The organism is Streptomyces sp. V4I23, from assembly GCF_030817975.1.
Classification (GTDB): domain Bacteria; phylum Actinomycetota; class Actinomycetes; order Streptomycetales; family Streptomycetaceae; genus Streptomyces.
This window is the reverse complement of record NZ_JAUSZW010000004.1, coordinates 3254015-3266514: the sequence shown is the minus strand read 5'-3', so window position 1 is coordinate 3266514 and position 12500 is coordinate 3254015. Positions and strand designations below refer to the sequence as shown.

The following is a 12500-nucleotide window of genomic DNA, read 5'->3' as shown; positions in this document are numbered from 1 at the left end:
ACCGGTTGGGCAAAGGCGGTACGGGCGGTGAGAATTCGGCCCATGGGACACGTAGAGGCCGCGCATCTGGAGTACTGCCTACCGGACGGGCGGGTGCTCCTCGGTGACGCGTCCTTCCGTGTCGGGGAAGGCGCGGTGGCCGCGCTGGTGGGGGCCAACGGCGCGGGGAAGACCACGCTGCTGCGGATCATCGCGGGGGAACTCCGGCCGCACGGCGGCTCGGTGACGGTCAGCGGCGGGCTCGGGGTGATGCCGCAGTTCGTCGGTTCCGTGAGAGACGAGCGCACGGTCCGGGATCTGCTGGTGTCGGTGGCGCAGCCGCGGATCAGGGAGGCGGCGGCCGCGGTGGACGCGGCCGAGCTCGCGATCATGACGGTCGACGACGAGGCGGCGCAGATGACGTACGCCCAGGCGCTGAGCGACTGGGCGGAGGCGCGCGGGTACGAGGCCGAGACGGTCTGGGACATGTGCACCATGGCGGCGCTGGGCATCCCGTACGAGAAGGCGCAGTGGCGACAGGTGCGGACGCTGTCCGGCGGCGAGCAGAAGCGGCTCGTGCTGGAGGCGCTGCTGCGCGGTCCCGACGAGGTGCTGCTGCTGGACGAGCCGGACAACTATCTGGACGTGCCGGGCAAGCGGTGGCTGGAGGACCGGCTGCAGGAGACCCGCAAGACGGTCCTGTTCGTGTCCCACGACCGGGAGCTGCTGGCCCGGGCCGCGGAGAGGATCGTGGCGGTGGAGCCGGGGCCGGCGGGGTCGGACGTGTGGGTGCACGGCGCGGGCTTCGGGACGTTCCACGCGGCGCGCAAGGAGCGGTTCGCGCGGTTCGAGGAGCTGAAGCGGCGCTGGGAGGAGAAGCACGCGCAGCTGAAGAAGCTGGTGCTCAGCCTGCGGCAGGCGGCGTCGGTCAGCCATGAGCTGGCGTCGCGGTACGCGGCGGCGCAGACGCGGCTGCGGAAGTTCGAGGAGGCGGGCCCGCCGCCGGAGCCGCCGCGCGAACAGGACATCCGGATGCGGCTGCGGGGCGGCCGGACGGGCGTACGGGCGCTGACCTGCACCGGTCTGGAGCTGACCGGCCTGATGAAGCCGTTCTCGCTGGAGGTCTTCTACGGGGAGCGGGTGGCGGTGCTCGGCTCGAACGGCTCCGGCAAGTCGCACTTCCTGCGGCTGCTGGCGGGGGACTCCGTCGCGCACACGGGGGAGTGGAAGCTGGGGGCGCGGGTGGTGCCCGGCCACTTCGCCCAGACCCACGCCCACCCCGAGCTGCTCGGCCGCACGCTCGTCGACATCCTGTGGACGGAGCACGCGAAGGACCGGGGCGGCGCGATGTCGGTGCTGCGGCGCTACGAACTGGAGCGGCAGGGGGACCAGCCCTTCGAGAAGCTGTCCGGCGGCCAGCAGGCCCGCTTCCAGATCCTGCTGCTGGAGCTGGCGGGCACGACGGCGCTGCTTCTGGACGAGCCCACGGACAACCTGGACCTGGAGTCGGCGGAGGCGCTGCAGCGGGGCCTGGAGGCGTACGAGGGCACGGTGCTGGCCGTGACGCACGACAGGTGGTTCGCCCGGTCGTTCGACCGGTATCTGGTGTTCGGCTCGGACGGGGTCGTGCGGGAGACGCCGGAGCCGGTCTGGGACGAGCGCCGCGTGGACCGGGCCCGGTAGCGCCGCCCGGGGCCGGGTCTCCCGCCCCCGCGGGGGCGGGGGCGTTTTGACCACGCGCGGGGGGCAGCGGTATTCTTCTGGTTCGTTATGCGTATTGGCTTGCTCTATCTCACGTGAGAGGCCCTTACGCCGGTCCACCGGGCCGATGACCAGCGATCGACACTCGGGTTGCGTCCCCGACGTGCGGTCATGGCTGTCGTGATCGTCCGGGTGGCCTTGTCAGGACCCACTCACTTGAAGAAGCGAAGGCTACGACCGTGCGTACGTACAGCCCCAAGCCCGGCGATGTGACGCGCCAGTGGCACATCATCGACGCGCAGGACATCGTCCTGGGCCGTCTGGCGACCACCGCCGCAACCCTTCTCCGGGGCAAGCACAAGCCGATCTACGCCCCCCACGTCGATGCTGGTGACTTCGTCATCGTCATCAACGCGGAGAAGGTGCACCTGTCCGGCAACAAGCGGACCCAGAAGATGGCGTACCGCCACTCCGGCTACCCGGGCGGTCTGCGTTCCGTCCGCTACGACGAGCTGCTCGAGAAGAGCCCCGAGAAGGCCATCGAGAAGGCCGTCAAGGGCATGCTCCCCAAGAACAGCCTGGGCCGTCAGATGCTCTCGAAGCTGAAGGTCTACGCGGGCGAGAACCACCCGCACGCTGCCCAGCAGCCGGTCCCGTTCGAGATCACCCAGGTCGCGCAGTAAGTCCGGCCACCCCTAAGACGAAAAGAATCTGAGGAGAATCGTGGCTGAGACCACCGCCGAGACCCCGCTCGAAGAGGTTGACGTCGAGCAGTACACCACCGAGACCGAGGTTCCGGTCGAGGGTGAGTACACCTCCGAGTCCATGGCTTCCCGCTTCGGCGAGCCGCAGCCGGCCGCCGGCCTGGGCCGCCGCAAGAACGCCATCGCCCGCGTCCGGATCGTTCCGGGCACCGGCAAGTGGAAGATCAACGGCCGCACCCTTGAGGACTACTTCCCCAACAAGGTGCACCAGCAGGAAGTCAACGAGCCCTTCAAGGTGCTCGAGCTCGACAACCGCTACGACGTCATCGCCCGCATCTCGGGTGGCGGCGTCTCCGGTCAGGCCGGTGCCCTGCGCCTCGGCGTGGCCCGTGCGCTGAACGAGGCGGACGTGGACAACAACCGCGGCGCGCTGAAGAAGGCCGGCTTCCTCTCCCGCGACGACCGTGCGGTCGAGCGCAAGAAGGCCGGTCTCAAGAAGGCCCGCAAGGCTCCGCAGTACAGCAAGCGCTAAAGCGCACGCTGGCCTGTACAAGCTGGTACGGCTTCTGTACGGCTTCACGTTCGCCCCGGCGGCACTCCGTGCTGCCGGGGCGTTCGTTTATCGACCCCCGGACATCGGCCCGACGACCTCGGGCGTATAACGAACTCGCGCATTCAGCTTCTTCGGAGGACAACTGTGGGACGACTCTTCGGAACGGACGGTGTACGCGGTGTGGCCAACGCGGACCTGACGGCAGAGCTTGCGCTCGGCCTGTCGGTCGCCGCGGCGCACGTGCTCGCCGAAGCGGGCACCTTCGCGGGCCATCGCCCGACCGCGGTGGTGGGACGTGACCCCCGTGCCTCCGGAGAGTTCCTGGAGGCGGCCGTCGTGGCCGGCCTCGCCAGCGCCGGTGTCGACGTGCTGCGCGTCGGCGTGCTGCCCACCCCGGCGGTGGCCTACCTCACCGGCGCGCTCGGCGCCGACCTCGGCGTGATGCTCTCCGCCAGCCACAACGCCATGCCGGACAACGGCATCAAGTTCTTCGCGCGCGGCGGCCACAAGCTCGCCGACGAGCTGGAGGACCGGATCGAGCAGGTCTACGAGCAGCACCGCACCGGTGAGCCGTGGGACCGGCCGACCGGCGCGGGCGTGGGCCGGGTGACGGACTACGACGAGGGCTTCGACAAGTACGTCGCCCATCTCATCGCCGTCCTGCCCAACCGCCTCGACGGACTGAAGATCGTCCTCGACGAGGCACACGGCGCGGCCGCCCGCGTGTCCCCGGAGGCGTTCGCCCGGGCCGGCGCCCAGGTCGTCACCATCGGCGCGGAACCGGACGGCCTGAACATCAACGACGGCTGCGGCTCGACGCACCTGGACCTGCTCAAGGCGGCCGTGGTCGAGCACGGCGCCGACCTCGGCATCGCCCACGACGGCGACGCGGACCGCTGCCTCGCCGTGGACGCCGACGGCAACGAGGTCGACGGCGACCAGATCCTCGCGGTGCTCGCGCTCGCGATGCGCGAGGCGGGCGCGCTGCGTGGCAACACGGTCGTCGCCACCGTCATGTCGAACCTGGGCTTCAAGCTGGCGATGGAGCGCGAGGGCGTCGAGCTGGTGCAGACCGCGGTCGGCGACCGCTACGTCCTGGAGGCCATGAAGGCGCAGGGCTACGCGCTCGGCGGCGAGCAGTCCGGGCATGTGATCGTCCTGGACCACGCCACCACCGGCGACGGCACGCTGACCGGCCTGATGCTGGCGGCCCGGGTCGCCGCGACCGGCCGTTCCCTGGCCGACCTCGTCGGCGTGATGCAGCGTCTGCCGCAGGTGCTCATCAACGTGCGCGACGTCGACAAGTCCCGGGTGCAGACGTCCGCCGAGCTGGCGCAGGCGGTCGGCGAGGCGGAGCGCGAGCTCGGTGCCACAGGCCGCGTCCTGCTGCGCCCCTCGGGCACCGAGCCGCTGGTGCGGGTCATGGTCGAGGCCGCCGACCTCGAGCAGGCGCAGGCCGTCGCGGGGCGGCTGGCCGACGTGGTGAAGTCGGCGCTCGGCTAGCAGGCGTGCTTCACGAGGGGGGGGCTCGTACGGGGATCACGTACGGGCCCCCTCGCTCCGCGTACCCTTGCGGCTCGCGCGCCACAGTGCCTTCTGCACCAGCAGCGTCAGCGTGCCGGCCAGGACGATGCCGAGCAGGTTCAGCAGCAGCTGCTCCGTGGAGCCCCATGCCTGCTGGTACTCGGAGTAGCTGAAGGCCACGGCCGCGTTCGCCGCGGCCGGGACGGTCGTCACCGAGATGGCGACGCCGACCAGTGCGCCCGACTTTGCGGAGGTCAGCGAGAGCATCCCCGCCGCGCCGGCGAGGACGGCGACGACGAACGAGAACTCGTCGGGGGCGTAGATGAAGGCCGTGTTGGGCCGCTCGGCGTCCAGCTTCGCGGCGGAGAACAGGTCCAGCGCGTCCATGAGGAAGCTGAATCCCGCGGTCATCAGCATCGCGGCGCCGAAGCCGACGATCAGCGCGAGGAACGACCGCCAGGCGAGTTTCGGCGCGCGCCGCACCAGGGCCGTGCAGAAGCCGGCCAGCGGGCCGAACTCGGGGCCGACCGCCATGGCGCCGACGATCAGGATCGCGTTGTCGAGCACCACGCCGCACGCCGCGATCGTCATCGCGAGGGTCAGGAACGCGAGGTAGGTGACGCTGAGCGTCGACTCCTCGTGCGTGGCGTCGGACAGCTGCTCCCACAGGACCGCGTCCGCGCCCTCGCCCGGCGCGTCCTTCTCCGCCTTTTCCGCGCGGGCCGACAGCGACAGGCCGATGTCGTCGACGGCGATGGAGCCGCACTCGTCGATGCCGCGCTCCCGCAGCTCGGACAGGAGCGCGTCGCCGGCCTCCCGTGCCACGTCGCACAGGATCAGGTCGCCCCGGGGATCGCGGGCGGCGCCCGGGAGCACCACGAGATGGGCCGTGCCGACCGTCTTCTCCAGCACGGAGACCACCTCGGCGGTCCGGTCGGCCGGGGTGATGAGCCGCAGATGCAACACGCAGCGTTCTCCTAGAGCTTGCGCAGCGACAGGCGCTGCACCTTGTGGTCGGGGCCCTTGCGCAGCACCAGTGTGGCGCGCCCCCGGGTGGGCGCCACGTTCTCCAGCAGATTGGGCCGGTTGATGGTGCGCCACATCGTGCGCGCGTAGTCGAGAGCCTCCTCCTCGGAGACCTGCGTGTACTTGCGGAAGTAGGAGAACGGGTTCTGGAAGGCGGTCTCGCGCAGCTTGCGGAACCGGTTGAGGTACCAGGTCTCGATGTCCTCGGGCCGGGCGTCGACGTACACGCTGAAGTCGAAGTAGTCGGCGAGGCCGACCCGGGTGCGGCCGTCCTTGCCGGGCAGGGCGGGCTGCAGGACGTTGAGTCCCTCGACGATGAGGATGTCCGGGCGGCGTACGGTCAGCCGCTCCTCCGGGACGATGTCGTAGATCAGGTGGGAGTAGACGGGCGCGGTGACCTCGTCCTTGCCCGCCTTGATGTCGGCGACGAAGCGGGTCAGCGCCCGGCGGTCGTACGACTCGGGGAAGCCCTTGCGGGACATCAGCCCCCGGGCCTGGAGTTCCTTCATCGGCAGCAGGAACCCGTCGGTCGTGACGAGCTCGACGCGGGGGTGCTCGGGCCAGCGGGCCAGGAGGGCCTGGAGCAGACGGGCCACCGTGGACTTGCCGACGGCGACGGACCCGGCGACGCCTATGACGAAGGGCGTCCCGCGCTGGGCGCCGTGTCCGTTGCCGGCGTCGCCGAGGAACGTGTTGAGAGCGCCGCGCAGACCGGCCGTGGCCTGCACGTAGAGGTTCAGCAGCCGGGACAGCGGCAGGTAGACGTCCCGGACCTCGTCCAGGTCGATGACGTCCCCCAGGCCGCGCAGCCGCTCGACCTCCTCGGCGCTCAGCGGCAGCGGCGTTTTCTCGCGCAGGGCACTCCACTCCGCTCGGGTGAGGTCGACGTACGGGGTCGACGCAGGCTCTGCCCGGCGGTGGGCGCTTCGTGGCGGCGAAGAGATCACATGGTCATTGTCGGGGCTGCGGGACCGCTGTGGGGGGTGGGGTGGGTCACGCGGCAGGGCCGTGCCCGTCCGGAATGTCAGTGGCGTGCGTCACAGTTGTCTGTGAGGTGGGCGCCGACCCGCGACGTCCGCGAAGCCCGCGAAGTCAGCAGGGGGACATCCCATGACCTACGCGATCCAGGCGGAGGGCCTGGTCAAGCGGTTCAAGGAGACCGAGGCACTGGCGGGGGTGGATCTGGCGGCCCGCACCGGCTCGGTGCTCGGCCTGCTCGGCCCGAACGGGGCGGGAAAGACGACGGCGGTGCGGATCTTCGCCACCCTGCTGTCCCCCGACGGCGGCCGGGCGACGGTGGCCGGCCACGACGTCGTCCGGGAGGCGGGCCTCGTGCGCTCATCCTCTTCCTCGACGAGCCGACGACCGGCCTGGACCCGCACAGCCGCGGCGAGCTGTGGGACATGCTGCGCGCCCTGGTGGCCGACGGTGCGACCGCCCTGCTGACCACGCAGTACCTGAACGAGGCGGATGTGCTCGCCGACGACATCGTGGTGATCGACAAGGGCCGAGTGATCGCCGAGGGCACCCCGGACCAGCTGAAGTCCGAGGTGGGGGGCCAGGTGCTGGAGCTGCGGCCGGTCCGGTCCGTGGACCTGCCGGCGACGCACCGGTTGGTGTCCGCAGCGGCGGGGGACGGGGCCCGGATCGAGGGCGGGTCGATCACCGCCCCGGTGAAGGATCCCGAGCTGATGCCCACGGTCGTGCGCAGCCTCGACCGCGAGGGGATCGCGGTGGGGGAGCTGACCCTGCGGCGGTCCTCGCTGGACGAGGTCTTCCTCGCGCTCACCGGACACCGGGCCGCGCCCGCGTCCGGGAACGGCTCCGGGCCGGGCGGGCACGCGGGCGCGGAAGGGGACGGCGGCGGTGACGAGAGGGAGAAGGCGGTGAGTCCGGCATGACCGCCACGACGATCACCGCGCCCCTGACCGCATCGGGCCGGGTGAAACCGCTGGCCTGGGGCCGGCAGACCCTCACGATGGCGTGGCGCAGCCTGGTGGCCGTCAAGCACAACCCCCTGGAGCTCGTGGACTACAGCGTCACGCCGATCATGTTCGTGTTCCTGTTCACGTACGTCCTCGGCGGACAGATGGCCGGCTCTCCCGAGGCGTATCTGAAGTACGCGCTGCCCGGCATCATCGTGCAGAACACCCTGTTCATGACGATGTACACGGCCATGGCGCTCAACACCGACCTGACCAAAGGGGTCTTCGACCGGCTGCGCAGCCTTCCCATAGCCCGCTCCGCGCCGTTGATCGGGCGGATCACCGCGGACCTCGCCAAGCACGTGTGGGCGATGCTGCTGATGATCGGGCTCGGCCTGCTGCTCGGGTTCGGGGTCACCGGCGGCGTCGGCGGATTCCTGGCGGGCGCGCTGCTGCTGGTCGTCTTCGCGGCGGCGGTGTCGTGGAGCGCGGTGCTGATCGGCATGCTGGCCGGCGACGTGGAGAAGGTGCAGGCGTTCGCCTTCACCCTGATCTTCCCGATCACGTTCACCAGCAGCGCGTTCGTCGTGGTCGACACCATGCCGGGCTGGCTCCAGGCGTGGAGCGACGTCAACCCGGTCACCCATCTGTCGGACGCGTTCCGCGGGCTGCTGCTGGGCGGTCCGGTGGCGGAGCCGGTGCTGTGGTCGCTGCTGTGGGCCGCGGGCATCGCGGCCGTGTTCTGCCCGCTGGCGATGCGGGCCTTCAGGGCGAAGGTCTGAGCGCGCGGGCCCGGCCGGCGGAGCTCGGCCGTCGGACCGGCCCGCTGCCGAGCCGCGCCCCGCGCCGTAGGCTGCGCACATGTGCGGAATCGTGGGTTACGTCGGCGGGCAGTCGGCGCTTGATGTGGTCATCGCCGGACTGAAGCGGCTGGAGTACCGCGGCTACGACTCGGCCGGGGTCGCCGTGCTCGCGGACGGCGGGCTCGCTGCGGCGAAGAAGGCGGGCAAGCTCGTCAACCTGGAGAAGGAGCTGGTGGAGCGGCCGCTGCCGAGCGGTTCCACCGGGATCGGACACACGCGGTGGGCCACGCACGGCGGCCCGACGGATGCCAACGCCCATCCCCATCTGGACAATGCGGGGCGCGTCGCCGTCGTGCACAACGGGATCATCGAGAACTTCGCCGTGCTGCGGGCCGAGTTGGCCGAGCGCGGGCACGACCTGGCGTCGGAGACCGACACCGAGGTCGTCGCGCATCTGCTCGCGGAGTCGTTCTCGTCGTGCGGCGACCTCGCGGAGGCCATGCGGCTGGTGTGCCGTCAGCTGGAGGGCGCCTTCACGCTGGTCGCCGTGCACGCCGACGAACCGGACGTGGTGGTCGGCGCCCGGCGCAACTCCCCGCTGGTGGTGGGCGTCGGGGAGGGCGAGTCCTTCCTCGCCTCGGACGTGGCCGCGTTCATCGCCCACACCCGGTCCGCCATCGAGCTGGGACAGGACCAGGTGGTGGAGCTCCGCCGTGACGGTGTGACGGTCACCGGCTTCGACGGGGCGCCCGCGGACGTGCGGTCCTACCACGTGGACTGGGACGCCTCCGCGGCCGAGAAGGGGGGTTACGACTACTTCATGCTCAAGGAGATCGCCGAGCAGCCCAAGGCGGTCGCCGACACCCTGCTGGGCCGCATCGACGCCTCGGGGTCGCTGAGTCTCGACGAGGTGCGCATCCCGGTGTCCGTGCTGCGCGAGGCGACCAAGGTCGTCATCGTGGCCTGCGGGACCGCCTTCCACGCGGGCATGATCGCGAAGTACGCCATCGAGCACTGGACCCGTATCCCCTGCGAGGTGGAGCTGGCCAGCGAGTTCCGTTACCGGGACCCGATCCTGGACCAGCGGACGCTGGTCGTCGCGATCTCGCAGTCCGGCGAGACCATGGACACCCTGATGGCGCTGCGGCACGCGCGGGAGCAGGGCGCCAAGGTGCTGGCCATCTGCAACACCAACGGGTCGACCATCCCGCGCGAGTCGGACGCCGTGCTGTACACGCACGCGGGCCCCGAGGTGGCGGTCGCCTCCACGAAGGCGTTCCTGACGCAGCTGGTGGCCTGCTACCTGGTCGCCCTCTACCTGGGCCAGGTGCGGGGCACCAAGTGGGGCGACGAGATCCGGGCCGTGATCCGCGACCTGGCACAGATCTCCGGTGAGGTCGAGCGGGTCCTGGAGACCATGGAGCCGGTGCGCGAGCTGGCGCGTTCGCTGGCGGACAAGAACACCGTGCTGTTCCTGGGGCGGCACGTGGGCTATCCGGTGGCGCTGGAGGGTGCGCTCAAGCTCAAGGAGCTGGCGTACATGCACGCGGAGGGGTTCGCGGCGGGCGAGCTCAAGCACGGGCCGATCGCGCTGATCGAGGAGGACCTGCCGGTGGTGGTCGTGGTGCCGTCGCCGCGGGGGCGTTCGGTGCTGCACGACAAGATCGTCTCCAACATCCAGGAGATCCGGGCACGGGGTGCGCGGACCATCGTGATCGCGGAGGAGGGCGACGAGTCGGTCGTGCCGTACGCGGACCACCTGGTGTGGATCCCGGCGACACCGACCCTGCTCCAGCCGATGGTGGCCGCGGTGCCGCTCCAGGTCTTCGCGTGCGAGCTGGCGACGGCCCGCGGCAACGAGGTCGACCAGCCGAGGAACCTCGCCAAGTCGGTGACGGTGGAGTGAGGGGCGGGCACGGGGCGGGAGGCGCCACCGCATGATCATCGGGGTGGGGATCGACGTCGCCGAGATCGACCGCTTCGCCGCGTCGCTGAGGCGCACGCCGCACATGGCGGAACGGCTCTTCGTGGCGCACGAGTTGCTGCTGCCGAGCGGGGAGCGGCGGGGGTACGCGTCTCTCGCGGCGAGGTTCGCCGCGAAGGAGGCGCTGGCCAAGGCGCTCGGCGCTCCGGCCGGACTGCTGTGGACGGACGCCGAGGTGTACGTGGAGGACTCGGGCCGCCCCCGCCTGCGCGTGCGCGGCACGGTCGCGGCCCGCGCGGCCGAACTGGGCGTCCGCTCCTGGCACGTCTCGCTCAGCCACGACGCGGGGGTGGCGTCGGCGGTGGTGATCGCGGAGGGCTGAGGCGGGCCGGCCCGCCGGGAGCGTCCCGCCCCGACGCGGTGGGCCCGCGCGGGGAGGCTTGGCGCTGAGGCGCAGCGCCCACCGGCTGCGTTCCGCTCCACACGCCGGGGTGCGCGCGTCCGGCGGGTTGGCGCTGAGGCGCAGCGCCGATACCCGCCGTGCCCGGTCCTCCTGGACGCTCACGCGGCGCACGCTCGCCCCCTGGCGGGGCGTGCCGCATTCCTGCCCTCGCCCCATCCCGCCCTGAGGCGGCGGTCGCGATCCCGGCGGGCGAGTCCGGGCGTGGCTGCCGGAGGCGCGGCCGGTCGCGTCCGCGGCGACGGTGCCCGCGACGGAGGGGCGGGCTCATTCCCGCCGAGAAACGGCGGGGTGCCCAAGGGCGCGCCGGGCGTTGCCCGCAGGAGGGCGCAGCGTGCCGCGCTCCTGGGCTACGTAACTCCGGCCCGTTTCGCGAGACTTGTGGCGCGGCGTCCTCGCGCGGCAGGCGGGGGCGTGGGGCAGACTCGGGCGCATGCGTACTGCCTACAGCGTCGAGACCGTCCGGCACGCCGAGGCGCAGCTCATGGCCCGGCTGCCCGAAGGGGCGCTCATGCAGCGGGCCGCCGCCGGATTGGCCGCCGCCTGTGCCGGGGTGCTGGGAAGGGTGTACGGCGCGCGCGTCGTGCTGCTGGCCGGCAGCGGGGACAACGGCGGCGACGCCCTGTTCGCCGGGGCGCGCCTCGCCCGCCGCGGCGCCGGGGTCGTCGCCGTGCTGCTCGCCCCCGACCGGACCCACGCCGCCGGTCTGGCGGCCCTGCTCGCCGCGGGCGGCCGGGTCGCGGACGACCCGTTCGAGGCGCTCGCCTCCGCCGACCTCGTGCTGGACGGCATCACCGGGATCGGCGGACGCGGCGGCCTGCGGCCGGACGCCGTGCCGGTCGCCCGCGCCGCCCGCGGATCGGACGCCGTCGTCGTCGCCGTCGACCTGCCGAGCGGCATCGAGGCCGACACGGGAGAGGTGCGCGGGGAGGCGCTGCGCGCGGACGCCACGGTGACGTTCGGGACGTACAAGCCGGGCCTGCTCGTCGACCCGGCTAAGGAGTACACCGGCACGGTCCGGCTGGTCGGCATCGGCATCGAGGAGCACCTGCCGGCCGTGCCGGACCTGGAGGCGCTGCAACACGCCGATGTGGCACGGCTGTTGCCCCTCCCGGCCGCGGAGAGCGACAAGTACCGCCGAGGTGTCGTCGGCATCGTCGCCGGGTCCGCGCGCTACCCGGGCGCGGCCGTGCTCGCCGTGGCGGGCGCCCTGCGCGGCGGGGCCGGAGCCGTGCGGTACGTCGGACCGGCGGCCGACGCGGTGATCGCCCGCTTCCCGGAGAGCCTGGTGCACGCGGGACCGCCGGGGAAGGCGGGCCGGGTCCAGTCCTGGGTCGTCGGGCCGGGCATCGGGGAGAACGGGGACGCCGTGCGGGACGTGCTCGCCTCCGACGTTCCCGTGCTCGTCGACGCCGACGGGCTGCGGCTGCTGGACCCGGCCGCCGTGCGCGAGCGGGCCGCGCCCACCCTCATGACGCCGCACGCGGGCGAGGCCGCCGCGCTGCTCGGCGTGTCGCGCGAGGAGGTGGAGGCGGCGCGGCTCACGTCCGTGCGGGAACTGGCCGCGCGGTTCGGGGCGACCGTGCTGCTCAAGGGCTCGACCACGCTGGTCGCCGCCGCGGACGGCGGCCGCTCCCCGGTGCGCGTCAACCCCATGGGCACCCCGTGGCTGGCGACCGCGGGCAGCGGGGACGTGCTCTCCGGGCTCGCCGGTTCGCTGCTGGCCGCCGGACTCGACGCGCGTGACGCGGGCTCCGCCGCCGCCTACCTGCACGGCCTCGCGGCCCGGCTCCGCGCCGCGCGGGGCGTGCCGATCACCGCGTACGAGGTGGCGGCGACTCTCCCGGCCGCCTGGCGCGATGTGAGGGAACAACGGGCCCCGGCGCCGCCCGGCGAGTGAC

At 72.2% G+C, this 12500-nt stretch carries 10 protein-coding genes and 1 pseudogene; 9 read left to right on the top strand and 2 right to left on the bottom strand.

Features of this window, described 5'->3' with window-relative positions; translation table 11 throughout:
• Positions 1–42: 42 nt before the first annotated feature.
• The 4 genes from QFZ82_RS16870 (at position 43) to glmM (ending at position 4440) form a co-directional block, all read left to right on the top strand.
• Positions 43–1662 carry an ABC-F family ATP-binding cassette domain-containing protein gene (locus QFZ82_RS16870; RefSeq protein WP_307713970.1) on the top strand — a complete coding sequence of 540 codons (1620 nt, stop codon included), beginning with the start codon at positions 43–45 and terminating at the stop codon, positions 1660–1662.
• A 257-nt stretch (positions 1663–1919) separates the two neighbouring features.
• Positions 1920–2363: a 50S ribosomal protein L13 gene (gene rplM / locus QFZ82_RS16865; protein WP_307713969.1), complete on the top strand. Its 444-nt coding sequence runs from the start codon at positions 1920–1922 to the stop codon at positions 2361–2363.
• A 40-nt stretch (positions 2364–2403) separates the two neighbouring features.
• The gene (gene rpsI / locus QFZ82_RS16860) at positions 2404–2916 is read left to right on the top strand and encodes a 30S ribosomal protein S9 (RefSeq protein ID WP_307713968.1); all 513 of its coding nucleotides are present in this window, start codon (positions 2404–2406) and stop codon (positions 2914–2916) included.
• Between the two features lie 165 nt (positions 2917–3081).
• Positions 3082–4440: a phosphoglucosamine mutase gene (gene glmM, locus QFZ82_RS16855; RefSeq protein ID WP_307713967.1), complete on the top strand. Its 1359-nt coding sequence runs from the start codon at positions 3082–3084 to the stop codon at positions 4438–4440.
• 36 nt (positions 4441–4476) lie between these two features.
• On the opposite strand, the gene QFZ82_RS16850 is transcribed toward glmM, so the two are convergent.
• Together QFZ82_RS16850 and coaA are read right to left on the bottom strand one after the other, a co-directional pair.
• On the bottom strand, positions 4477–5427 hold the full coding sequence (locus QFZ82_RS16850) for a DUF389 domain-containing protein (protein ID WP_307713966.1): 951 nt from the start codon (positions 5425–5427) through the stop codon (positions 4477–4479).
• An 11-nt stretch (positions 5428–5438) separates the two neighbouring features.
• Complete coding sequence (coaA, locus tag QFZ82_RS16845; RefSeq protein ID WP_307713965.1) at positions 5439–6434, bottom strand: type I pantothenate kinase; 996 nt, start codon at positions 6432–6434, stop codon at positions 5439–5441.
• Positions 6435–6597: 163 nt separating this feature from the next.
• On the opposite strand from coaA, the pseudogene QFZ82_RS16840 reads away from it, so the two are divergent.
• The 5 genes and pseudogenes from QFZ82_RS16840 (at position 6598) to QFZ82_RS16820 (ending at position 12499) form a co-directional block, all read left to right on the top strand.
• Positions 6598–7388: pseudogene (locus QFZ82_RS16840) on the top strand (ATP-binding cassette domain-containing protein).
• Positions 7385–8194, top strand: coding sequence for an ABC transporter permease (locus QFZ82_RS16835; protein WP_307713964.1), 810 nt, complete (start codon positions 7385–7387; stop codon positions 8192–8194). Before QFZ82_RS16840 ends, QFZ82_RS16835 begins: the two are co-directional and overlap by 4 nt.
• 79 nt (positions 8195–8273) lie before the next feature.
• Entirely contained in the window at positions 8274–10121 is a 1848-nt protein-coding gene (glmS, locus tag QFZ82_RS16830; protein ID WP_307713963.1) for a glutamine--fructose-6-phosphate transaminase (isomerizing), read from the top strand.
• Between the two features lie 31 nt (positions 10122–10152).
• Positions 10153–10521 carry a holo-ACP synthase gene (locus QFZ82_RS16825; protein ID WP_307713962.1) on the top strand — a complete coding sequence of 123 codons (369 nt, stop codon included), beginning with the start codon at positions 10153–10155 and terminating at the stop codon, positions 10519–10521.
• A 511-nt stretch (positions 10522–11032) separates the two neighbouring features.
• Positions 11033–12499: an NAD(P)H-hydrate dehydratase gene (locus QFZ82_RS16820; RefSeq protein WP_307713961.1), complete on the top strand. Its 1467-nt coding sequence runs from the start codon at positions 11033–11035 to the stop codon at positions 12497–12499.
• The last annotated feature ends 1 nt before the right edge of the window (position 12500 follow it).